Origin of the sequence: Rhizobium sp. MHM7A, assembly GCF_005862215.1 — a bacterium.
GTDB lineage: Bacteria > Pseudomonadota > Alphaproteobacteria > Rhizobiales > Rhizobiaceae > Rhizobium > Rhizobium bangladeshense.
Window position 1 is genome coordinate 715,359 of the sequence record NZ_VCHT01000001.1, and the last position, 21,816, is coordinate 737,174.

Annotated in this window: 22 protein-coding genes; 7 read left to right on the forward strand and 15 right to left on the reverse strand. The window is 53.2% G+C overall.

All coding sequences use genetic code 11. From position 1 onward, the window contains the following. Positions 1 to 144: 144 nt before the first annotated feature. The 3 genes from FFR93_RS04220 to FFR93_RS04230 are packed head-to-tail and all read right to left on the reverse strand — an operon-like array spanning position 145 to position 1,714. Entirely contained in the window at positions 145 to 456 is a 312-nt protein-coding gene (locus FFR93_RS04220) for a hypothetical protein (RefSeq protein WP_138392120.1), read from the reverse strand. A 5-nt stretch (positions 457 to 461) separates the two neighbouring features. Beyond that, on the reverse strand, positions 462 to 761 hold the full coding sequence (locus tag FFR93_RS04225; protein ID WP_138392121.1) for a hypothetical protein: 300 nt from the start codon (positions 759 to 761) through the stop codon (positions 462 to 464). Positions 762 to 772: 11 nt separating this feature from the next. Further along, positions 773 to 1,714 carry a hypothetical protein gene (locus FFR93_RS04230; protein ID WP_138392122.1) on the reverse strand — a complete coding sequence of 314 codons (942 nt, stop codon included), beginning with the start codon at positions 1,712 to 1,714 and terminating at the stop codon, positions 773 to 775. Positions 1,715 to 1,884: 170 nt separating this feature from the next. Here FFR93_RS04230 and FFR93_RS04235 point away from each other — a divergent pair, with 170 nt between their 5' ends. Further along, positions 1,885 to 2,169, forward strand: coding sequence for a hypothetical protein (locus FFR93_RS04235; protein WP_138392123.1), 285 nt, complete (start codon positions 1,885 to 1,887; stop codon positions 2,167 to 2,169). Between the two features lie 306 nt (positions 2,170 to 2,475). Here the strand turns inward: FFR93_RS04235 and FFR93_RS04240 are convergent, their stop codons facing one another. Beyond that, entirely contained in the window at positions 2,476 to 3,420 is a 945-nt protein-coding gene (locus FFR93_RS04240; RefSeq protein WP_138392124.1) for a Lar family restriction alleviation protein, read from the reverse strand. Positions 3,421 to 3,863: 443 nt separating this feature from the next. On the opposite strand from FFR93_RS04240, the gene FFR93_RS04245 reads away from it, so the two are divergent. Together FFR93_RS04245 and FFR93_RS04250 are read left to right on the forward strand one after the other, a co-directional pair. Further along, the gene (locus tag FFR93_RS04245) at positions 3,864 to 4,982 is read left to right on the forward strand and encodes a hypothetical protein (RefSeq protein ID WP_138392125.1); all 1,119 of its coding nucleotides are present in this window, start codon (positions 3,864 to 3,866) and stop codon (positions 4,980 to 4,982) included. Positions 4,983 to 5,092: 110 nt separating this feature from the next. Then, positions 5,093 to 5,572: a hypothetical protein gene (locus FFR93_RS04250; RefSeq protein ID WP_138392126.1), complete on the forward strand. Its 480-nt coding sequence runs from the start codon at positions 5,093 to 5,095 to the stop codon at positions 5,570 to 5,572. 267 nt (positions 5,573 to 5,839) lie between these two features. Here FFR93_RS04250 and FFR93_RS40695 read toward each other — a convergent pair whose 3' ends face one another. Together FFR93_RS40695 and FFR93_RS04255 are read right to left on the reverse strand one after the other, a co-directional pair. After that, entirely contained in the window at positions 5,840 to 5,995 is a 156-nt protein-coding gene (locus FFR93_RS40695) for a hypothetical protein (protein WP_171049072.1), read from the reverse strand. Between the two features lie 95 nt (positions 5,996 to 6,090). Further along, positions 6,091 to 6,540: a hypothetical protein gene (locus FFR93_RS04255; RefSeq protein ID WP_138392127.1), complete on the reverse strand. Its 450-nt coding sequence runs from the start codon at positions 6,538 to 6,540 to the stop codon at positions 6,091 to 6,093. A 255-nt stretch (positions 6,541 to 6,795) separates the two neighbouring features. On the opposite strand from FFR93_RS04255, the gene FFR93_RS04260 reads away from it, so the two are divergent. Beyond that, complete coding sequence (locus tag FFR93_RS04260; RefSeq protein ID WP_138392128.1) at positions 6,796 to 7,824, forward strand: hypothetical protein; 1,029 nt, start codon at positions 6,796 to 6,798, stop codon at positions 7,822 to 7,824. Between the two features lie 84 nt (positions 7,825 to 7,908). Here the strand turns inward: FFR93_RS04260 and FFR93_RS04265 are convergent, their stop codons facing one another. From FFR93_RS04265 to FFR93_RS04290, 6 genes are all read right to left on the reverse strand, one after another. Next, positions 7,909 to 8,796 carry an IS200/IS605 family element transposase accessory protein TnpB gene (locus tag FFR93_RS04265; protein WP_138392129.1) on the reverse strand — a complete coding sequence of 296 codons (888 nt, stop codon included), beginning with the start codon at positions 8,794 to 8,796 and terminating at the stop codon, positions 7,909 to 7,911. Positions 8,797 to 8,971: 175 nt separating this feature from the next. Further along, positions 8,972 to 9,355, reverse strand: coding sequence for a hypothetical protein (locus tag FFR93_RS04270; protein WP_138392130.1), 384 nt, complete (start codon positions 9,353 to 9,355; stop codon positions 8,972 to 8,974). Between the two features lie 445 nt (positions 9,356 to 9,800). Beyond that, positions 9,801 to 10,211: a hypothetical protein gene (locus tag FFR93_RS04275; protein ID WP_138392131.1), complete on the reverse strand. Its 411-nt coding sequence runs from the start codon at positions 10,209 to 10,211 to the stop codon at positions 9,801 to 9,803. After that, on the reverse strand, positions 10,198 to 10,473 hold the full coding sequence (locus FFR93_RS04280; RefSeq protein ID WP_138392132.1) for a hypothetical protein: 276 nt from the start codon (positions 10,471 to 10,473) through the stop codon (positions 10,198 to 10,200). Before FFR93_RS04280 ends, FFR93_RS04275 begins: the two co-directional genes overlap by 14 nt. A 159-nt stretch (positions 10,474 to 10,632) precedes the next feature. Further along, positions 10,633 to 17,409: a putative Ig domain-containing protein gene (locus FFR93_RS04285; protein WP_138392133.1), complete on the reverse strand. Its 6,777-nt coding sequence runs from the start codon at positions 17,407 to 17,409 to the stop codon at positions 10,633 to 10,635. Positions 17,410 to 17,580: 171 nt separating this feature from the next. Then, positions 17,581 to 17,991, reverse strand: a complete 411-nt coding sequence (locus FFR93_RS04290) for a hypothetical protein (RefSeq protein WP_138392134.1) — start codon at positions 17,989 to 17,991, stop codon at positions 17,581 to 17,583. A 61-nt stretch (positions 17,992 to 18,052) separates the two neighbouring features. Here FFR93_RS04290 and FFR93_RS04295 point away from each other — a divergent pair, with 61 nt between their 5' ends. The 3 genes from FFR93_RS04295 to FFR93_RS04305 are packed head-to-tail and all read left to right on the forward strand — an operon-like array spanning position 18,053 to position 19,149. Beyond that, positions 18,053 to 18,565, forward strand: coding sequence for a hypothetical protein (locus tag FFR93_RS04295; RefSeq protein WP_138392135.1), 513 nt, complete (start codon positions 18,053 to 18,055; stop codon positions 18,563 to 18,565). Positions 18,566 to 18,576: 11 nt separating this feature from the next. Next, on the forward strand, positions 18,577 to 18,780 hold the full coding sequence (locus FFR93_RS04300) for a hypothetical protein (protein ID WP_138392136.1): 204 nt from the start codon (positions 18,577 to 18,579) through the stop codon (positions 18,778 to 18,780). Between the two features lie 18 nt (positions 18,781 to 18,798). Beyond that, positions 18,799 to 19,149 (forward strand): hypothetical protein, encoded by a 351-nt coding sequence (locus FFR93_RS04305; RefSeq protein ID WP_138392137.1) that lies wholly within the window; start codon positions 18,799 to 18,801, stop codon positions 19,147 to 19,149. A gap of 100 nt (positions 19,150 to 19,249) precedes the next feature. Here FFR93_RS04305 and FFR93_RS04310 read toward each other — a convergent pair whose 3' ends face one another. From FFR93_RS04310 to FFR93_RS04320, 3 genes are all read right to left on the reverse strand, one after another. Beyond that, the gene (locus FFR93_RS04310; protein WP_138392138.1) at positions 19,250 to 19,684 is read right to left on the reverse strand and encodes a hypothetical protein; all 435 of its coding nucleotides are present in this window, start codon (positions 19,682 to 19,684) and stop codon (positions 19,250 to 19,252) included. Positions 19,685 to 19,800: 116 nt separating this feature from the next. After that, positions 19,801 to 20,454 (reverse strand): bifunctional nicotinamidase/pyrazinamidase, encoded by a 654-nt coding sequence (gene pncA, locus FFR93_RS04315; RefSeq protein ID WP_138392139.1) that lies wholly within the window; start codon positions 20,452 to 20,454, stop codon positions 19,801 to 19,803. A gap of 189 nt (positions 20,455 to 20,643) precedes the next feature. Next, positions 20,644 to 21,681, reverse strand: coding sequence for a phosphoadenosine phosphosulfate reductase family protein (locus FFR93_RS04320; protein ID WP_138392140.1), 1,038 nt, complete (start codon positions 21,679 to 21,681; stop codon positions 20,644 to 20,646). Positions 21,682 to 21,816: the final 135 nt, after the last annotated feature.

The window sequence follows — 21,816 nt, forward strand, 5'->3', positions numbered from 1 at the left end:
AGGAATTAAAATCAAGTTCCTCATCAGATGCGATTGCCCGATTTACTCCCAGACAACCACTGGAGAAACCCATATTTCCTCGAAATGAGAATGCCGCCAAGGAAATCTCCTGGCGGCAAAACTCCTCATATTACGATTGCTCTTTCAGTATGACGTATGCAGCGTGTGCTCGACATCATCGACAAGATACCATTCGTCACCGCCTCGACGTTCGATGTCGACGGCTCGAATAAAGACCTCCTCCGCATCCCGCGTGTAGATGCCACTGCCACGCTGATTAAGGAAATTGATTTCCGCCATGCCGAACTGCCCTCCTCCGGCCGTTCCCATGAAGCGGATTTCATAGGAGGGCTGCACGTGATTTCCACGCAGTTTGCCAAAAAGCAACTTCTTCCCGTACGGCAGCGAGTTCAGGACATCAATGAAATCGGCTTCTCTATCAACAGAGATTATCATGCGGTCTATTTCTCTCCAGAGTCTGCATCCCGGCCAGGAAGCGCGTAGAGGGGCAAATATTCGAAATTGACGCCCGGCACCGTATCCTTGAGGTCAGGCTTCTTGCTGTCCCAGATAACGCCTTCCTTGATGACTTCTCCCCGCAGCATCAGCTGCCAGGACCAGCCAATCGGTTTGTTGGCACCGACCTCTTTCAGGTAGGTCTTCACAATGGAGCCAACCTGCTTTGCTGTCAGGTTGAGCTTCATGTTCTCCCGGCATTTGTCGACTGTTGCCGCAATCGCCTTATCGTGCGCTTCACCCATCAGGAACTCCGTTACGCTGCGGTCGGGAAGTGATCGAGATCGAACCCCTTGATCGTCTCCTGCCGCACGCGTTCGCCAAGTTCGCGATCCGTGAAGCGAAACGCCCGGATGCTTTGGGTCGACGTGAACGGAATAAAACTGTTCGTCATTCCGTCGGCGAGATCAGCTTTCACCGCCTCAGAAAATTCGTCGAGCGTCCACTTGTAAAGATCAGATGCCGGGTTCACCAACTGATGGCACTTGCCAAGTCCTTTTGCGAATGTGGCCTCCTCGTTCAGATCGGAAAACACGAGGGGTTCGTTATGCTCGGACTTCCAGAGGTTCCCGCGAACGATCTCCTTGATATCCTCGTCACGGAAAGCAGTTGAGAAGCAGCTGCGTCCCTCATGATTAAAGGCCATGACGTCATAGTGCAGCACGTCGGCGTGGTAGGCCACACTGGTCACGACGAAACGGAGATCGCTGTCTTCATCGCGCAATCCGTCAAGCGGGATCAGGGTGTCGAGCTGCCAGGCTTTCGTCTCCGGAAGGTCCCCAGTACGAACGCGATTGTCGAGAATTGCCTCCTGATCGAACGAGCTGATCGTCTTCAGGAGATTTACCGGTTCATTCCACAGCTCATCGCGTCGACGCTGATATTCCGCACGAGAACTTTCATGCACATCGAAATCGCTGCCAGCGAGGATCAATGGGGTTTCGAAGCCGTCGATCACGTCGCCCAGCGTCGGATCATCCATGACAGCAAGCCAGGCTCCGTCCCGCTCATAAATGCCGGGCTCTGAAACCGAGCGATCATGGCCATAACGCTGACGATACTCGATATAACGAGTGCGCTTGAGGAGCATGCCGGTCGCGCCGTCTGGAGGTCCTTTGCGGCCCTGGCCACGCGCTTCCTCATCCATTTTCATGACGACTTTCATACCCTGAAACGCAACCTGGTTCAGAAAGGACATTCGGATTTCCTTGATCGCTATTTTTGACCTGTCCCCGCAAAATACAGGCGCAGGTCAAAATGTCAACAATCATAAGGCTGACAGCAAGGAGTTGCGCGTAAAACTGAAATGTTGACATTTTGCGGAATTTGTTTAGTTTTGTCGTAGTTGTTCATTGAAAGAATGCGCTTATGCCCGGCGACATCAAATGCGAAGAAATCACGCGAGCCGATATCGAGAAGATGGGTGAATACCTTGTGGGTACTTGCACATCTATCCTCATGGCTTGTGATGCTCTGGACCTTCCCGAGGACCCTGACTGGGATGACAAGCTGCTCGACGTCAATGTTGAGCGTTGCAAGCGCTGCGAACACTGGTTTGAAAGCTGCATGCTGGAATTCATCGAGGCAGACAACGGCGGCTCCTGCGACGATTGCCTGACCGAAGAGGAAAAAGATGAGTTCGGGAAAACGTAAGGTTCGCGATCCGGGTACCGGGCAATTCGCCTTCGACAACAACTTTGAACGCATATGCAAATGCGGGCATCCGCTTGGCGCTCACCTGCATGGCGGCTTCGATTGCGGAGTAACGCCCGACGATTATCCGGAGAGCAAGGGCTGCAAATGCGAGAAGTTCCGGCCTAAGCGCACGAAGTAGCTGTCAGCGCACACAAAGACGTCGAGCCGTCGCTTCTTTCTCTGGGCTGGACCATATCAATCCGGAAACGGGCTGTGTCCTTGATACCCTGCCTTCATCGAGTATCCGAAAGAAATCGCGCCAAATCATCGTTTCAGCTGATCTAATATTCGCTCTGCAAAGTGTCTCTGAGCAAATTGCAGTGCGTCTTCAATCATCGAGCCAACGACCTGACTACGAATGGCCCCAGGGACGAAAACGTGCGCTTCTTCCTTCTTTATCCAGGCCGCATATCTTCCGATGATTGTCTCCACGAAGTGGGTCTCTTCGTCACCCTCACCGCCTACTGACCAGGACAGGTCGGCAACGGTCGGCGAGACTGCGTCGGACATCATCGCGGTGATGGGGGCGGCGAAAAGCGGGACATCATCTGGGACCTCGTGTCTGATACCAAACTGCGCCAGCATGGATCGAGTGGTGCTCATGTCTCGGCGCGGCCAGAACTGAGCAGAAACATCACTTTCACCGGACTGAACCCGCTCGATTTCCCCAGGCTGTGTCCAACCGATGGGTTTTGTCCCGGCGACAGAAAGCACAGAGGCCCAAAGACGAGTGGCCAGATCGGTATCGCTGACGACAGCGTCCAGGGCTTTTATGAAGGTTTCGGATGTGCTGGTAAGCAACCGGGCGTCGTCGACGACACGCCGGTCCCATTGGAGCCAGGCCTCGCCAACTGCCCATTCTTCATCGTCCCCATGCTCTCGAATTACCCCCGGAGATCGGGCATCACATTCTTTGCATTCAACATAGGTATCCCAGCAGTCTGCCGGGCCATCATAGCTCGGATCACAGAGACGAGGTTTGCCGCCACAGAATGGGCATTCGCGATGCCCCGATGAAAGGGGATCGGCATCAATAGCTGAACTGCTCTCAACTAAGCGCAGGATTGCCTCTGCCTTATCCTTGGCGGCTTTCCAGCGCTTATCGGACGTGGACCCTGGATCGAGGTTGCCCGCCTCCCAAATATCGTAGGCGCGAGGGTCGATGATCCTCACCAGCGCAGCAAACACTTCGTTCTCTTGATCAATCATTCATTCTCCTGTGACCCAAAATTGGGTAAAACCGAAACTGACCCAAAAACGGGTCAGTTTCGGAATGTCACCTGCGTCCAGGTAACGGCTTCAGCCGGAGGTCCGCGTGCTTACAGCGCGCTTAAGGTGGTCGAAGAGTGTCCTCGACTGCCTGGATTATCTCGCGGTCTCACAAAGCTATTCAATTATGGCGACGTTCCGAACGGAGTTGCAAGACTGCCTGTCGATCATCCGTAAGGAATTCTTGCTCGTGGCAATGTTCTCAGTAAGACTGACCAAGTTCTGGATGCCATCATCGATGCGACGCCTCAGGACACCTCGTCCTCCTCATCGTCGTCGTCTATCAGCGACCACTACTCCTTCTCCGACATTCGACTAGGCCCCTTGCAACATGCAGGTTTTGTGATCATTCATATTGAGTGGCCGTCGTCATTGGAGAGCAAATGACTACCGTACAGCACCATCAGAATAACGTCGTTACCCTACGCACTCCGGCCGCCATTGCGAGAGAGAAGGCGCGTGCGGAGACGATGGCCGTAGAACGAGCACTCCAGGACAATGCTGAGCAATTTCATAGCCTGATCAATCGTGCTGCACGGACAGCTTTGTCGAGTGGTTCACATATATTTGTTGCCTATAATGATGCTGTGGCTGCAGCAGAACGAGCCGTAAAAGATGCGCAGGAGCGTTTGCGGCTAGCGACAACCCTTTTCGGCAAACAGCTTGGCGCTCTTGATCAAGCCAAGTCAGAGCACGATGCTTTCGTGAAGACGGTGCAGGCTCAGACTGACACCGACACTGATCATCAACGTGATCTCAGACAGGCAAAGCAGATAGGGAACGAAATCCTTGCGGTGAAGAGACAACTCCGCCTGCTGCGAGACAGACACCAGGTCCGCATGAGTATCATGAAAATCGAGAATCCTTTCGTATGGGCTCTCTATCAAAACAAGATCGACGAGAAGGAAGCATCTTCCAGGAACCTCTTCGGCAAGGTGATCGGCAACGTATCCGCCTGGTTAGAAGGAACCAGAACCTTCAAAAGTGGCACCATCGCTGTCGGAAAGATCGATGACCAGATTGAGGGAACAAACCGAACCCTGGTTAATCTCAACGCTGACCTGAACGAGGTGCATGACGGAATTTTCCGAGTGCGAAACGAGAACCTTGAGAAAATTTCGAAGAGCCACCTGTCCGTCGAGAATGCTCAAAGGGGCTTTTCTGCGGCTGAATTGCTGAAAGAGACCGTTGCACTTGAACTTGCTGTCTGCAAGCAGACACTTGTCTCCTTGCAGACCTGGGATCATCCAGTCGCCAAAAGCGCGCTAGAGCAATTCACCGACATCGTCATGACCGCTTCCAGAACAGGCGGCAATGAAACCGCTGTCGTCTTTCTAATGGGGTCCAAGCAACTTGCGGATGACCTGATTTCCAAAATCAAGGATTCAGACCTGCAGGAATACGACCTCATCGCTGAACTGCACTATAGCACGGAAGCTGAGGCGCTCATCGAGCGAACCTCAACTGATGTCGAGGAATATGCTGTCGCATCCCTGCGGTAACCATTTGTTAGGCATACTTCCGACCGTTTTCCGGAAGAACTCCTTTGTCAATTGAAATGTCAACATAGTGGTGGTTAACTCCTCTCATGTTCAACACAGGGAGTTACCCAATGCGCATTTCCAAAATCCTTGCACTCGGCCTGGTGGCGGCTTGCGCCATTGCATCCCCGGCTAACGCTGGCTCGCGTGATCGCAATCCGAATAACGGTGACGAACTGATCGGATACGTCGACGGCGGCAATGGCGGCGGCGCGGAACTCATGACGGGCGTGGCATCTATCGCTGCCAACATGTTCGGTGTTCGCATCCCGGGCATGTCTACGCAGTCGGCACAGCGTTACCAGCCTCAATATCAGGAATACGGCGGATATCAGCGCGATCCGGGCGCACCGGCCTATGACCTCTATGCAGATTGCCGCTACCGTGGACAGGTCGACGGCAATTGCGTGCGCCGCGTGAACGCCAAGCTTTCGCAGGCCGCGCGGGCTTCCGGCGAAACCTTTATCTGCAAGGATCGCTACGGCGACCTCGTCCGCACACAGAATTACAGCTACGGCTGCCGTCTTGAATCGAAGATGACCAACTTCTGATTCAGCACCGCGTTTGGTTCTCCTACTGCAAACGCACCAACTCAGCATATTGCTGACCCCCATTCGGAACATCCGGGTGGGGGATTTTTGTTATATGGTCTGCCTGGAGAGGTAGCCGCCGACGAATCCTACCGCACCGGCAGCCAGGACATTGCTGAGAGCCGTTGGCGACAGCAGCGTCTCGTTTTTCATCGGGCCTTGTAACTCCTTTGTTGAGTACATTGCTCTCCTATTCGAAAACCCTTCTTGACCACTCACTTCTCGCTTTCAATAGTCGCCGTACGGGCTACCATCTGCAGCGTAATCATTGGGAAAGAGTTTGTGCTTGTCCTCCTTGGACAGCTTTTTCACCTTCTCGTCGTCCACATTTTCATCCCAAATCGAGCGGGACTTCGATCTCTTAACTTCCTCGAACCTAGCCATGGATTTCCTTGCGGGTAGCTCTTGGACATAAGCTAGCGTGATCCGAAAAACAGAAGCCTGCAAGCCTATTAGTCAATGATACAAGTTATCATCAGCTATGGCATCGTGTCCGGCAGTCTCCCGTATTCAGTCTGTTCCTCCTCAAAAAGCCCTTCTTCTGCGTCACACGAAGTGTCCGCCGAAAATGGCGCATCGAGCTTTGCTGAAAGTCCACCACGAATTGCCCATTGTCGCTTGAGGTCGTTGAGCATTGGCAAGGCGTTTTCGAGCGCTTTCTGGTAGATATCGCGAAACTCTGTGTAAGAAGATGCCAACAGGCCCTTCAACATTCTCAGCTGCTCTTCCGAGAATGGCGTTGTTCCCGAGCTTTGTTGAACAGCTTCCAGCAAAGACTGGAGGGACGGCCTAACACCGTTATAAAAACTGGCTTCTGCGTCATCCTGGGCAGCCGCCAGAAAAGTAGTGTTTTTCAAAATTGCGTCTTGAAGAAGTCCTTCAACAAGCGCCCGCTCATCCACGTCGAAGGAAATACTACCATATGTCATCGCAAAACCCCTTGAAGCAGCAAAACTGAACACTGAAAATCTGACAGCCGCAAGTTAATTCTTCTCGACATATCAATATTTTGATCCTTTGTTCCGAATCTCGGAGATGAATAAAGTTCTCTGCGAGAGGACGCTCGAAAACAGCGAGCTACAACTCAAAATCTCCGAGATTTGGATCGAATCTCATCCAGAGGTTGACTTGACGATGATGATGTTTATGTTGCCCGGGATATACACATTTTGAGGATTTTTGCAGTGTCCGCATCGTGGTCTGAGAATATTTGGCAGAGCATCACTCAGGCTGTGCCGGACATTAAAGTTAGAGAACGTTTCAAGTTATCTGTCCAAAGCCTGCTGCTGGTCATGCAGAACGTGAGTCTTGACGTAGCTGACGATCCCGAAGGCAGATATCCACCTAATTCGCTGCAGGCCACGGTGCGCAGATGGAACCAGGATGAAACGCTGCGTCGGCTCATCAGTGCTTTTGAAGAACTCGGGCTGTCAAAGGATTGGCCATCGACACTGCCACTTGATGCTGTAACGCACAGCCATATGGGTTTGCGGAGCCTGATCATTCGCACCTTGCTCGAAATTCGCAATCTTCGGGTCCCGAAAGAGCGAGCGAGTTTGATCGTAAGAAGCGAGGAAGATTGGCAACGTATTTTCAGCGAGCTTCCAGAGTTAGGGGATAGTGAACGTTCAAGGCTCATTCTGAGCAATCTGGACGCCTTCATGCGTAACCCTGAATGCCGTTGGAGTGATCTGGAAGAGGCAAATAGTAGCCGGATCAACTCCGCGATCAACGATTGGGAACGACGCAAGCTCCTGGTCACAATTGTCCGAAAATTAACGTACCAGGGCCTGACATCTTCATGGGTTGAGGCTGTAAATACGGATGATAGGACAGCAAAGCGTTCATCGCTCAGAAACACGATTGTCCAGCACCTTCGAAAGGCCCGTAAGCTTGCTACGGCACGCGCCCAGCGGGAGCAGGAGAACAAATCTAAGAAGCCGTTCACCTGGAAATCGAAAACAAAAACGGTGAAGAGTAAGTCATCTAAACAAGCAGCGACGTCGACAAAAGCGGCAATCGCTCACGCCATAGTCAATCATGCTTCCTTGCCAGAAGGGCAAGCCAGATTCATTCCGCCACGGCTCACAGCAGAAGAGGTGGAGGTGTGGAGGGCGCGCAAAGCATTGCGCAAGTCCAAGTCCACCAGCTCCTTGCCGATATCCAGGCGCGAGAGGGAACGATTGAAACAGATGCAGCGACCGACGCGATAAACTGTTCAGGCGTTCGTACTGAAGTCTACTATCTCGGGTATTCGTCACGACCGGTTGAAAGACCAATCCACGAATTCATGAATGTCAGCGTTTAACCGTTGACACCATCGCACCAGGTCCAACCCGTGGGCCTGATGGCTCGGAAGAGCTTTCGAGAACGTCCCGTCTGCTCCTGCAGACCATGGAATGAAGGTCATTCCGTCCCATCACAGGGATGGATCGACGACGTTCCCGCCTCGACGGTCTGCGCGCTGCATGCGCACGTCTGAGCGTCTTGTTCACCTCATTCCAATCCGACCATACATGCCTCGTTCCGACGCCTTGCTTGCCGGGGTTCTTCCTTGCAGGTAGTTCGAGGGTGACATGGTGGGCGTCGTTCAGAGGAAGGGTGACAACCCTTTCTTTGAACGACAGAGGGAGCCTTTCGCTCAGGTTCACTGCCCTGCGGGCAATGACAAGTGCTGCGGCGGCATGGATGCTCAAGCCATAACGTGAGGCGAACTTCGTGCGGCCGATGATGGATGTGTAGGCAGGGTTTACCCTGCGATGGAAGACAGTGTGACGAGCACAGGCGGATGCCAGTGCAGCGTCGAAGGCGCTGTAGACAAACGAGGTGAGCATGCGCGCGTAGCGCGGACTTTCATCCTTGAGAGCACGTTTCTTCTTTGAGAAGTCCAGGTTCTCGCTGACGATGGGCAGTCCGTGCCTCTTCGCATACTCGATGATCTGGACTACGACCTGCTTGACGATTGAGGCAGATTGACCTTGGCTCTTTCCGTAGGTGTCCATCGGGATGTCGAACGTCTCGACGACATTGCCGAACCGGTCGGTTCGTGCGACAGAGACGAACCCAGCGTTGAGGTCTACACCGATGGCTCCGCAGGAATAATCCTCGACGGCCCGTTCATGCTCAACTTTGAACGAAGCACAAACCCGCCAACCCTTATCGTCATGCTTGAAGCGGACGGCCACGGACGTTTCGCCGGTCAGCGCTTCGCGTAAAAGCTCCGCGTTGTGGCTGACGACAGGCCATTGATTGTCGCAAGATATACGCCCTTCTTCCGGACTACTTTGACCTTGGTGGCACGCTGTCTCAGCGCCTCTGGCAGTCTCAGTTCCAGATTGAACAGTCCGTCTTCGCGAGGCTTCAGCCTTGCGAACTGGTTTCCGAACTCAGCCGACGCCAGGCCTTCGATGATGAACGTCGAGTTGCGAGCTTCGACCCATGCAGCACGCCATTCCGCATGCGAGGCAAAGCCGTTCTTTTCCAGATTGAATTGCGCCTTGAACAGCGCTTTCGATCCGAAACAGATTGAGGGATTTTTGATCCTGGCGAACCTTTTTTCAGCTTCTGGCGCAGCGTCTCCAGACGCCGCTTATGCTGATGAAGATCGTGGCTTAGGCGCTTTATGCCGTAACGAAGCTCGGAGACCTTCTTCTTCAAACCATGCAGTTTGCCAAGTTCGGACTTATACCGCTGTAAAGCTTTGGCCCTTTTGTCAGCCTTCGCGCCGTCCAGTTTACCTTTCAAGATGCTGGACTTCACCGTGCAGGCGTAGAGTTTCCGGAGGGCAATTAACAAGTTTTCGCGACACTTTTTGCGCTTTTTGGTCTTCTGCGTGATCTGGCTTTCACCTCGATCTTATCACCTAACTCCGTCGCATGGAGTTTCGCTAGTTCGGACGCTGACTGCACCTTCCCTTGCAGTGAGAAATAGGCACTTTCGATGAGTTTCGCAGAAATCCCGAACTCTTTATACAGGGAAACAGCGAGGTCCCCTCGCCATTCCCGACCTGACGTAAGCTTGGCATGGATCGTGCGCTCGACCTTGTTCATCAACGCGGCGTAATCGTGGAAAAGATCATCGAACTGATGATTCCTTGCCGATAAATCCAGCCTAGTCTGAACCGAAACCTGCAAACGCAAATACTCAAAACGTTCCTGATACGTTCATCATATCTCGTTGACTTTTAATGTCAACACTGAATCGGTTTCAACCGTTCGTGACGAAAAGCCACTATCTCGAATGCGGTATAAGCGCGTTCAGCAACATGGTTTATAACCTCGCCCGTGGCCTCCAGGGTATAGGGATACTCACCATCGAGGCATGCCTTTGGAATGCTGGCCACGTCATGCATGGTGCCGTCAGACGCCTTCACCCGGAAATATGGCCTCATGACAGGCATCGCGCCGCCCGTCAAAATCACGGTCGCGCTAAGGACTCGCATAGGGTCATCGGTCCTTAGCGCCAGCATCAAGTCGCCATAGGCCACTTTCGTGTTCGGCTTGTCCTGGATGTAGGTGAGTAGCGCTTGAACGTCCGGCCATTGCGGGACAGATGAAAAAACGTCAGAAACGTAGGCTTTGTATTCGCTAAACGGCTTCATGGTCGGCCTGGCCAGATATCAATTCGATGGTTTTCATCTCCATGGCTTTCTCGATCAGTTTGATTTCCCCTTTCAAGGTCTCCCTCATCGCCGACAGCTGTTCTGGAGACCCAGGATGCTTCGCCGCAAAGGTTTCAAGAAGCGCAATTTTCTTTGCAGAAAGCAGGTCACGGAAAAACAAATCGCCGAGATTCTGACGGACTTCGGCGAATGTGCCCAAATCATCGGGCACAGAAAGCGGAAATTTAATAAGGATATCCATCTGAACCTCCTTTCTCCTCCAAAGCCTAAAGGAGTTAAGTGCCTCTGTCCATAAAACGTTGCTGCCAGCAGGTGTTCCTGCATGGCCCCGCAATTCCGGCCCTAGAGAACGCCGAACGCCGCTGAGAACAAAGGAAGGCCCGCTTCCGGGCCGTCCAGTTTACTGGTTTGCGTTGCTGGTGTCGATTTGGGTGTGATGGACCCATCGATCATAGAGTGCAGGAACAGTGTGCATAGCTCCTGGCGAGAACATCTGACCCTTCGGCGCAAACGTTGTGGTTGTTGGAGAGCAATAGGAATGCAATCCGCTTCCCCAGCCGTCATTAGGTCCGTGGCAGACAAAGACGGAACGCAGATCGTTGACCGTATTCCCGACCATGGTCACTTCGGCATGGGAGAAGGCCACGTTTACACCAAAGTCGAACCAGATCGCACTACCGAGACCGTCAATAAACGTGGTCGTCGGATCGCCATCTGACGCAGCCTGAGCAGCAAGATAGGTGCCTTGGCTATAGTAAGTCTTGATTTGACTTGGGATGTAGCAATCGCCATTGCTGTCATAGAAGCGGATGTCCGCAAGTTTTAGGTCCATTCGCGCGGTATGACTTATGCTGCCCTGCACGTTGCTCCAGAAGCCCACCATCCAATACCGAGAGGTGTTGTTGTAACGATTGTCCACTTTCGGTGCGATGCATGTCCTCGCTGTGAATATACGGATGATAAAGCTTTTCGTGATTGAACTGCCGTCCTGACCATCCGTCACCGTTACCGAAATATTGTATGCGTTTCCGACAGCCTCCGCCGGTACGGTTCCAGAGATAGTCTGCGTAGCGCTATCAAGAACGACGAATGAAGGTACGCCAGAGACCGCTATATCGAGTGCTCCAATACCGTTTACAGTAAACAGCTTTCGGGTTGCGATCTCGCCCACTCCCAGCGAAATGTCGGGCGCATCAAGGGTGAGAGCTTCGTAGGCCGTGAGCACGATGGCTGCATCGGCGTAACGTCCGAACTCGTCTGTCGCACGGATGGTGATCGGATAATCTCCGGCAGTCCAAGTGCTCGTTGGCTGACCAGACACCAGCGAGCCTGTCGTTGCATTAACACCAATCGCCGAATTACCTGATACATAGCCATAAGTTAGTTTCCCGATGGCGTTTTCGAACTTCGGTGCATCTGTTTGCAGGGTCTGACCCTTGCGGACCGAGAACCGTTGACCAGAAACCGCCACCATGTCCTTCTCTGGTGCGATACCGAACCAGAAAGGAGCCGTACTATCGCTGTCGCCACGTTCAGAAGTCACTGTCATGACCAGATCGTTGATGACAACTTCTTTCGTCGGTGTTCCGGAGATTTTACCGGTGGTGCTGTCAAAAGAGAGACCATAAGCCGAGAGGTCGTGGTTGAGGGTGTAAACCGTGCCCGCATAGTTCCAGGGTCTGTTGTACCTGCTGTCGCGGACTGTCGGAGTAAACGACCCAGCAATACCAACTTTTCCATAAACGAGCTTGTTGCCCGAAATGTCGGAAATCACGGGATCGGCATCGATAGCACTGATATTGATCGCAAACACATTCGACACTTGGGTGTCTGTGTGAACGCCAAATGTGTCTGTGCCGATGATCGTAAGACCAGGATACGTTCCAACAGCAGCCGAGACCGTTCCAGTCAGGGCACCGGTTTGGGGATTGACGTCGACACCATCAGGCCAGACTCCCGCCCCCTTACGATACGAAACCTGGCCGATGGCGTAGTCTGTCGTAATCGTAGCGTTGATTATTTCACCCTGAGCCAACGTAGATTGCGCAGGCGCAATCAGTCGCAGGTTTGGAATGACGTCGATCTGAACAGGCTTTGACGTTACGCGGTCAGTTTCGTCCGTGACGTAAAGATCGAACTGCAGTTTCTGCACCGTCTCGAACTCGCCGTCGACAAAGCCGGTGGCGCTGTTCACCTCAATACCTTCGATGCTCGGTAGGTCATATGAGTAGAAGCGAAGCTTACCATAGGTGTTCGCCGTAGAGAGTGCGGCCGAAGCGAATGGAGGCTCCATCCTTACCGGATACCCAACCTTTGTCTTGACATTGAAGACGTTCAGTTCAATCGGAGCAGGGTTCGCAATAACCTCGAACCGGAGATCGATGCTAGCCTGTGCACCCTGGGCATCACGCCCCGTTGCTCGGACACCTGAGTAGCTGCCTATGACAGTCGAGGTGCCCGTGAGACGAACACCCTCAGGCGTAATGTAGTGGGTCATTCCCGGAGGCAGATTTTCCAATCCGCTAATGCTCCAGTCACCCGGCAAAATCGGCTCTCCCATAGCCGTGTTCTTTCCGGAGAGCAGAATATCTGCCTCTGTGCTGTACACGATCATAGTTCTTGGATTTGCTTTACTGGAAGCAATTTCCAGCGGGAGGCGGTCACCAACAGTCAGGGTCGTCGAAGGCGTGTTTATCTCACGACCAGCGGCATCCTTCGCCTGCCAGACAATTCCGGCAAAAGTGCCAGTTGCGCTTGGAAATCCAAGGTAGCTGAGCTGTGTCGCACCGGTGGCGGCAGTCACGTTGGCAGGAAGATCGCCAGAGACCTTTGTCCACGTCACTGGGAGACCATAGGCCGCGTTGCTGACAGTGCTAGTGATCTTTGCCTGAGACGTAAATTGGTGGAGGGTTTCCGAAGAAGCAGCCTGTCCATCGATGGTAGTCGCCATCTTAAAGGACTCCGCAGGCAACACTTCGATCTCGAAGCTAACCTCGGCCTTGTTCCGGGGGCTGCCATCAAGTCCAACAATTCCATGTTTGTCTTCAGCATGCAGTGTCAGCTGGAACTTTCCGGCACGAGAACCGACGCCGACAAGGCGCAGGATACCTGAATCGAATACAAACCGGTCCGGAGCCAATCTGGATTCCGCCTGTGCAACGGTTTCATCTGGCCCCTGGGCCGAGACGACAGCGCCATTCTCCGTCTGGCGATATTCAGCCACGCCTTGGCTCGTGACCGTCTTGTAATAGAGGGTTCCAGGAATGTCACCGGTCAACGTGTATTCGACCGGGCCAATGCTATTTTCAGCTCCATTAAAGAAGACAACAACCGCTTCCGAGGTGTCGTACTGCTTGCCCACGGTAGGAGTGTATGGCGAGGAAAGGATCAGAGGTGCCCTGTCCTCGACGGTCAACGTCAGCTCTTGCGAAGCCATGTTGTAGGCTTCACGTGTCACATCGCTTGGGTTGGCGGAGTATCCCGTATCCATGTGATTGTCATAGGCGACAAGCTCAACTGGGAATACACCGGCCTTTGATGGGACGCCAAAAAGCGTCAAGCGATAAGTGTCGAAAATCAGTCGATCAGTTGGGAGACTGGCCTCGACGTCCGCAACCGTTTGGTTCTCCTCCTGGACAACTTCGACAACACCACCGGTCTCTGGATAATGTCGATAAACATAGCGACCATTCGTCAGCGTCTGTTTGTAGAACAGCGTGCCAGGGACCTCGCCAACGATGCTGTAGCTTACAGTGCCGATGATGTTTACAGCCGGACGGAATTGAACCGTAACCGGATGATCCGGGGTCAAGAGCTTGCTTGGAAGGTTGACCATTGGCGTATCAAGTTTCAGCGGCTTAATGACGTTGATCTTGAATGGTTTGTCTTCCCGGATGGCCGTTCGGTCATGGTCATCGACTATCGAAAGGAAATGCGTCTTCATACCGTCGGTATCGTACCGACCGGAAATGACACCCGTGACAGGATCAATAGCCAATGTCGACGGAAGATCGTCAACTTCGAAGCGATACGGAGATACCGCATTCGATGCAGTCTGGATGCCGGTTTCTATCGTCTCACTAAGGCGAACCGCTAGCGCTTCGCCGCCAGGTTGGATGCCAATATTCCCGTTCAAAGTTGCACGCACCTTGAAATCAGGTGCACCGACACCGGTTGCGACCGTGCCTTCGGCATCGCGGACTGTCAGTTCAACAGGCCAGGTGCCAATCTGCGGAGGATTACCGACGATCTGACCTGTCGTCTTATCAATCGACATCCAGCCTGGGTTTTTACCCAGCATCCAGCTCAACGGAGTGACATACGAACCATTCAGCCATTCCGCAGGCTCGAAAACATCCCGTGTAACGGCAGCGCCTGTCGGCCCATTCAGATAGATGCGCGTCATCGCCTCGTCCGGGATTTCGAGTTCCAGAGGCAGTGGCGCAATGGTTTTCAGGGTCAATTCGTGCAGAACACGAAGGCCGTTGCCAATGCTAGTGCCAGCGATTTTCACATGACGTTCGGAATTGACTGCCTCCTTGGTCGACAGGATGACCTGAACTTCATCGTCCTTGGCCAGCAGCTTCATACCAAGAGGAAGCGGATCACCAGAAGGATCGACGGTCCAGGTGACGCCCTTGTAGAAGCCGTCATTGAGCGACTTCACAATGACATTTTGGTTTTTCGCGTCAGAAAGGCGTGGGATTTCGTAGACCGAAGCCGACGACCCGAGCTGAGGATAAGGATGAATTTCCATCGGAATGATCAATTTACCCTCTCGATCACCACCATCCTTATAGAAGATCGATACCTCACCATCGAAAAGTTCGAGTGGGCGACCCTGAATTTGTCCGGTCGTCGTATTGAGGCTCAAGCCAGAGATACTTGGCTCCATGCGGTCAAAAACGACACTGTCTTCGAAACCGACGAGGCTATTGCGGATCGAGATCAGCAAAGGAAGCGGGTGTTCTGATGACAGCATTGGGCCGTTGACGTTGCCTTCCGTTTTCACGGCTACGACATCCGGGATTGGCGGCGGGTCGTTAACCGTGATCGTGAAGGCGTCAGACGTGGCAGACAGACCGTCGGGGCTCAGTTCGGTGGCGGTCAGCCTGAAGCCAGTCCACGTGCCCTTCCGCTTCGCGATGCCTTTGATCTCACCGGTTGCCGGGTCGAGGGTCAGGCCGTCAGGCAGAGCGTTGGGCCCAGACAACGAGAACTCCAGCGGCAAGAAATTCTTTGCAAGGACCGCTTGCTCGACTTCCATAGCCAGTTGACCGGGATCATTCAGATTGACCGAATAGGTGAGGTCCTTCGTATCGCTCGTCAAAAGCGGTGACCGCTCCTGGACAATAATGCGGAAAGGATTTGAATCGACGTGCTCACCGGAACCGTCAGTCAGGCGAAGTGTGAATGGCCCAAACCCGCCCGGAAGAGGAGGTAGTCTCGTTCCGCCGTAAATCAGGTTATAATTGTCGAAAACGAAGCCATTTGGCAGCGGCCCACCAAGCAATTCAATAGTCGCATCGCCAATGATCGTCTCGTCGTCCCAAACGGCCTTTACCAGTTCATCCGACCAATCGTATTGCGGTATCTGCCCATCGGGAATTTCCTCAAGCTTCAAAGGATTGTGCACGGAAAACGCAACACTGCGGGTTCTTTCGAGGCCATCACCATTCTTCAGACGGAACGTGCCTGAGAACTTGCCAGCCTGATTGAGCGGACCGGACAATTCCCCTGTTGCGGTGTTATAAGTGACACCTGCAGGGAAATTCGCACCTTCGTCCAGGGAGACCGAATAAGGCTCGATTAGGCCGCCGGTCGGGGTCAGCTTGATGTCGAGATCGGAGCCGATACGAATCTGTGGTGCATAGCGTGATGCCTGCAGCGAAAATTCGGCAGGAGAGATGTGGAACTGATATGGGCCGCAGTGAACGGTAGCAGCGCTGTCATTTCCAGGGAAGGTGATATCAACGTAAACATTGCTCTGGATTTCCTCCTTCACAGGAGTTCCAGAAATGACACCTGTATCCTCGTCAAGGATAAGTCCTTCAGGGAACTTACCAGAAACGAGTTCATACTTTTTGACAGCACTATCGAAGCCGCTTGGGATTCTATAGTCATTGAACACGGTGTCAGCTACGCCGGGAACACCGATTGCGGCCGTATTTATCGGCTGGCACATCGTCTCGCCGCTTCCGCTACCCAGTCTGAACCAGTTCGAAAAGCCGACGGTGCCATCTGTGTCCACTGCACGATAGCGAACATCAACCTGATCATAATAGTTTCCAACAGCACCATGAAGCTGACGGAAGTAGACATTGCTCGTGTAAAACAGGGATTTTGGAAGAGGGTCGTTGTTACGGGTCTCAATGTAATAGCGAACCTTCGATTTATCTCCGGAAATCGCGTTGTTAACCTGAGGAACCGCGTCGCCGAACCACTGGGCTACTCCCTTGTTCCAAGGGATATCGCGCACATCATCCGCGATTTTCGGAAAAGTAGGGCCGTCCTCAACAAGATAATTCCCGATGAACGCGACTGTTGGCTTGCCAAGATAGTCCGAGCCGATAGCCAGGACAGGATATGGTCCTGACTTTGTCGGCGTACCTTCGAAGTATGCAGCATTGTAAGTGATGCCGGGCGGCGTGGGAGAAATCAAATCAGGATCACCGTGGATCACGACACCTGTCGGCAGTTTCAAGGCATTAGAGCCGAACTTGCCAGTGTGGCCGTAAAAATTAACCTTCACCACCTGATCTGGAAGATTGTAGATATCGAACGTCGCGGTAGCGGTGGCGATCTCGTTTCCATTGTTATCGCGTCCTGTCAGCTCGACAAACCGCTTGGTAACAACCGATGTCGGCCTTCCTTCGAACGTCAAGGTCCGGGAATTGAAAGAAATGCCGTCTGGCAGGACACCCGATGAAACTGACCAGGCATCATCCTCCCATTCCGGTTTCATCGGCAGGCGCTCAGCAAAATCGACACCGACCCCGCCGATATAGAAAGCCGTTATGTTCTTTTCCGTACCGGGATTGGGGGACACTACTGAAAGTGGGCCATCCTTATAGCGGAAGAAATAGGTGCCCTCCTCTGCCACAATGGCTGCAGCTGGGGCTGTGCTACCAACCGTCAAGGCGAGGGATAGGAGAACAGAAAGGAGTTTGCGCAACATGACCGATACTCTACTGATTTTTGATAATAGTGAGCATAGGCAATGAGGGGGTCAATTACGAAAAGTCACACCATTCGCTTTTATCAATTTTTTCTTAGGATAGCGGGAAACTTGTCCTACAGGTTTGTAGGACAAGTTGGCGTTGAGATCACATCACCGCCGGATAAGACTTCACTTATCCTCATAGAGACGGCAATTACGGCGACTGAATTGCACAATCAACATGAAGGAATACATGCGAGATATTAAGGAAAGGATTGGATTGGTAGACTGACGTGTGAAAACATACTTGAAAACGATAAATAAAGGATGCCTTTGAGTTAGCGTCCAGACAGCTGTCTTGGCAAGCGTTACTGCCAACTGCTTTTTGTTGTTGCGTAGGTCATTCGCATTGACGGTGCCATCCAGCACCGAGGCTCTGCCGCCGTCCGCACGGCCTTGAGGAGTTCTTTCATAATTCAGTTCCAGATTTAGAAGCTGTGAAAATGAGACCTGCCGTGGACAACCAAATTGAAGAAGAAATCCTTGCGTAGGAGCCACCAGATGCCCCTGGATAATTTGCGCATAATCATTGCTCCTCATAATGTTGACATTTTCTACGACCTCTCCTAGTATGCCTGCAACGAGAAGGAGAGAGCGGCCTATGAACGCGTACCTGGCACAATATCCGCAAGTCGAAGGCACCGAGGACTTCACCCCGGAACGTCTTCGCGCGATTGCCGCCAAATGGGATGCCGTGATGGAACAGATCGAAGAGGGCAATGATCCGGTCCCAGGCGCGAATATGAGCCTGGCCCATCATCGCGCAGAACAAGCTCGCGGCATCGCGGACTATATGGAGCGTGAAGGCATCAGCTCCTGCCGAAACATCGGCTGCTTCCAACTCGACTCCGTAAACAAGGGCGACGTTGTCCGCCTCAGGAAGGGTATCGTTCTCGGTAGTCTGCATCCAAAAGATCGTAAGAACAATTATAAGAAAGTGAATGGTGTCACCCGCAACATCAGCGTCCACCGTTGCGAGCACGGATACACGGACAACCTCCATAAGCCTCACAAGGCTGTCGTGGCCATGCCGAGGGTCGTATGGGCCGGGACTGATGGCTACTGGATGGACGCCAAACTCGACGATATCGAAATCATATCGCGTGCAGCGTAAGGGGAAGATCGGTGACAGAAATTCAAGAAAAGGCTCTAACAAAGGTATCCGCCAAACGCGAGCACGAAGGCACGGACCCTAACGGCAATCCGTTCAATGGTCTTTGGGTCGTACGCGATGCTGATGGAAACTTCATCGAATTCACCCAGTGGTCAAACGACATCATCAATCGCTACAGCGAAGCCAAAGGCTTTGCCTTGACGATCAACGAATAAGCGCCAGGAGCAGCCATAATGGCAAACTCAAACCAGAAAGCTATTGAGACGTCACTTGCGCTCGGCGCGGACGGCTACCGGTCAGTAAAGCCGGTCGAGGGCATTCTGCGCTTCGATCATTCGAGCGCCAACTCGTTCGACCGTGACGCGGTTCCCGCGCTGGCCGAACTGCTGAAAGCCCCCAAACAAACCCCGCTCCTGCTCACGCCTGATGGAACGCTGTGGCAACCTGCGGAGCTGGGCAATCGCATTGTTACCCACCTGCGAGCCATTGCGGAGCTTTTCGGTATTTCACATGACGCGCCGCTCGATGGAATTTACCAGCAGATCGCGGAAACGGTCGACAAACGGGAGCAACCGGCAGCCTAATCGCATTCGAAGAAAACAAAAACGGCCAGAGGGATAAACCTTCTGGCCGTTTTTGTTTTTCATTGTTCTCAGTGCGGGTCTGCCCCCTCCAGGCGGAAGATCACTTCCTGGCACAGGTGGTGGCGGTTGACGCTGAAAACTGGAATGGCTCACCAGCCGCCTCCGCTGCTGCTTGCGCGAGCTTTTCGAAGACAACAGCGCCTTCCTCGGGAATGATCGTCATCGGCGGGGAATGAACAGACGAATTGATCGACATGCGTGTGCCACGTTCAGTCATGTCAAACGTGACCATGTAGTCGCCGAAATCCTCGTCAGTGATCGTCACGACGCCAGTCTCACGGGAGGTATGCATGACGACAAGCTCGACCGTCTCCTTGACATCGCCATCGTCGAGGCGCGAGACGTAAGTTGTTCGGTCAGCCCGGCGACGACGGTTTTCGTCCTGAGCGAACAGCAGGTCGACTGAGGAGAGCCGTTCGACGATAGCCCGCCAGTCTGTTCGCGCCGCAACCTTTGCCTTGTCCCGTCCACTCATCCGAATTTCCCCTTTAACGCTGCTATAGCGCCGTCTTGACCACCCTATAGCAAGACACGAGGTTCCTATCCAGAACCTCGCTTCCCACTACGAACAAGCGCTTGTGAGCGACTGGCCTACCAGGGCATCCGATTTTCGTGGATAGCCTTTGCCTGGATCGACGGAATACCCGCCGCCTCCATTTCAGCGATTGCTGCCGAAATCGCAGCCGGGTCGATCCCACGGCTTGCATCTTCGAAAAAGCGGACGTTGACGCCCGGGAGCATTTCCTTCGCGTCAAGGGCTGAGAACTTGACGCAGTATTCCGTCGCGATCCCGCAGACGTCCAGATCGGTGATCCCCTGGGCGATCAACCAGTCAGCCAGACCGGTGACGGCCGCCTGATCGTTGTCGCGGAAGGCTGAATAGCTGTCTACGAGAGGGTTGAGACCCTTCTGCTGGATATAGTGGACCTTCGCAATGTCGAGGTCTGGATGAAACTCGGCATCTGGCGTGCCCTGAACACAGTGATCGGGCCACATGACCTGGGGCTTACCCGACAGTTCGCCCATGTCGAAAACATTCTTGCCAGGGTGCTGGGATGCGAAACTGCCGTGGTCGGCCGGATGCCAGTCTTGGGATGCAACGATAACGTCATACTCGCCGTTTCGGATCAGACCATTGATCAGTGGAACGATCTCATGACCACCTTCGACCGCGAGATTGCCACCGGGGCAAAATCCGTTCTGGACATCGACGATAAGAAGTGCACGTTTTTGTTTTGCAGTCATAGGCTTTGATCCTGTCTCAGAGATTTACGGAACCGGAATTTCTAATGTGGCATACATCCGCGCAAGGAATTGCCCCCCTTCCTCTTGATATGGAGAAGATGACTCCACATCGCAAGAGAAATTAGAGGAATTGTGAAACAAGCCTTTGGATATTTTTCTACCGGACATGGAATTCGCTTGAGACGATTGTTAAGTTGGCCCGGCGCTCTCGCCGAAGGCTCCTGCTGGCATCTGCCAATCACCGGAAGCCACGATGATAGGTCCGGTCCATTCCTGGCTTTGAGCAAGCGCCACCAAATCAGGCTTATTCAAAGCAGCCGGATAGACTTTTCCTTTTGCTGCCGCTTGGCGGATGGTGCCGCTGCGACGAATGGTGACGCCGAACTTCACTTCATAGGCTTCGATCTGCTCGAAACGATCTTTGAAGATGTGAAGGATCGTAGCCCACTGGTTCGGGCTGCCAAAGATGCAGGCGAGGCACGACAGCCGGGACCAACCCAGCTGATAAGCTACATGCGGAACCACACCGAACTCGCGAATGATGGCCCAGACCTGAGCCTCAGACCAACGATGGATAGGACGCCAATGATCCGCGAGACGGGAACGAGCGGTCTTCCCATTACGGCGGTCAGTCCGATGCGGTTCAAAGGTCTTGTATTTCTCGCGAGCGGTCGATTCCTGCGCCCGCTCGCCGGTCACGACCAGCAGACGCTTTTTGCGGAATCGGGCCTGATTGCAGATCGCGGCCGACATGACGTCGATCTTCAGATAGGCGCTGCACCAACGAACGCTCAGGTTTGCAGCAAGCTGAGGGAACTTCAGGCGGGTGCTGGTCTGACCTTTACCGCCAACCTGAGAAACTTTGACACCACCCTGGCCGTCGGGTTCTTCAAATTTGATCGGAGCGGTGCGAGCATTATCACGGTTCATCTCACGCTCGAAACCACCCTCCTTGTAGGAGAAGTAGATCGGCAAGCCAAAAGCATGGGCGACTTTCCGGCAGTAATCTGGGGTAACCGCCCAATCCATGAAAATGTTGCCATTGCCATCCACATCGTGGTGGTGCAGCTCGATCTTGCGTGGGTCGACACCAGATTTCAGAAGATGCAGAAGACAGGCAAGCGAATCCTTGCCGCCAGAGAATGCGACGATGATGTGATCGTAGGAATTAAGGTCAGGAGTGACGTCGCCATCAATGTTCAATTCCGTCGGATTAACATGCAGCATCGCTCGATCTCCTTTGATGGGTCCTTCTAGCAAGGATTTCTAAGACTGTCAAATTGTTGACATTTATTCTCACTGAAAAATCAGGCGGAGACGAAAGAAGAGAATCGCTGAAGGCGTGCTAGACAGGAGTCAGAA

What these genes read in the sequence shown, in the direction of transcription:
- FFR93_RS04220 (WP_138392120.1), bottom strand. Translation starts at nt 456, where the DNA reads ATGATAATCTCTGTTGATAGAGAAGCCGATTTCATTGATGTCCTGAAC.
- FFR93_RS04225 (WP_138392121.1), bottom strand. Translation starts at nt 761, where the DNA reads ATGGGTGAAGCGCACGATAAGGCGATTGCGGCAACAGTCGACAAATGC.
- FFR93_RS04230 (WP_138392122.1), bottom strand. Translation starts at nt 1,714, where the DNA reads ATGTCCTTTCTGAACCAGGTTGCGTTTCAGGGTATGAAAGTCGTCATG.
- FFR93_RS04235 (WP_138392123.1), top strand. Translation starts at nt 1,885, where the DNA reads ATGCCCGGCGACATCAAATGCGAAGAAATCACGCGAGCCGATATCGAG.
- FFR93_RS04240 (WP_138392124.1), bottom strand. Translation starts at nt 3,420, where the DNA reads ATGATTGATCAAGAGAACGAAGTGTTTGCTGCGCTGGTGAGGATCATC.
- FFR93_RS04245 (WP_138392125.1), top strand. Translation starts at nt 3,864, where the DNA reads ATGACTACCGTACAGCACCATCAGAATAACGTCGTTACCCTACGCACT.
- FFR93_RS04250 (WP_138392126.1), top strand. Translation starts at nt 5,093, where the DNA reads ATGCGCATTTCCAAAATCCTTGCACTCGGCCTGGTGGCGGCTTGCGCC.
- FFR93_RS40695 (WP_171049072.1), bottom strand. Translation starts at nt 5,995, where the DNA reads ATGGCTAGGTTCGAGGAAGTTAAGAGATCGAAGTCCCGCTCGATTTGG.
- FFR93_RS04255 (WP_138392127.1), bottom strand. Translation starts at nt 6,540, where the DNA reads ATGACATATGGTAGTATTTCCTTCGACGTGGATGAGCGGGCGCTTGTT.
- FFR93_RS04275 (WP_138392131.1), bottom strand. Translation starts at nt 10,211, where the DNA reads ATGAAGCCGTTTAGCGAATACAAAGCCTACGTTTCTGACGTTTTTTCA.
- FFR93_RS04280 (WP_138392132.1), bottom strand. Translation starts at nt 10,473, where the DNA reads ATGGATATCCTTATTAAATTTCCGCTTTCTGTGCCCGATGATTTGGGC.
- FFR93_RS04285 (WP_138392133.1), bottom strand. Translation starts at nt 17,409, where the DNA reads ATGTTGCGCAAACTCCTTTCTGTTCTCCTATCCCTCGCCTTGACGGTT.
- FFR93_RS04290 (WP_138392134.1), bottom strand. Translation starts at nt 17,991, where the DNA reads ATGAGGAGCAATGATTATGCGCAAATTATCCAGGGGCATCTGGTGGCT.
- FFR93_RS04295 (WP_138392135.1), top strand. Translation starts at nt 18,053, where the DNA reads ATGAACGCGTACCTGGCACAATATCCGCAAGTCGAAGGCACCGAGGAC.
- FFR93_RS04305 (WP_138392137.1), top strand. Translation starts at nt 18,799, where the DNA reads ATGGCAAACTCAAACCAGAAAGCTATTGAGACGTCACTTGCGCTCGGC.
- FFR93_RS04310 (WP_138392138.1), bottom strand. Translation starts at nt 19,684, where the DNA reads ATGAGTGGACGGGACAAGGCAAAGGTTGCGGCGCGAACAGACTGGCGG.
- pncA (WP_138392139.1), bottom strand. Translation starts at nt 20,454, where the DNA reads ATGACTGCAAAACAAAAACGTGCACTTCTTATCGTCGATGTCCAGAAC.
- FFR93_RS04320 (WP_138392140.1), bottom strand. Translation starts at nt 21,681, where the DNA reads ATGCTGCATGTTAATCCGACGGAATTGAACATTGATGGCGACGTCACT.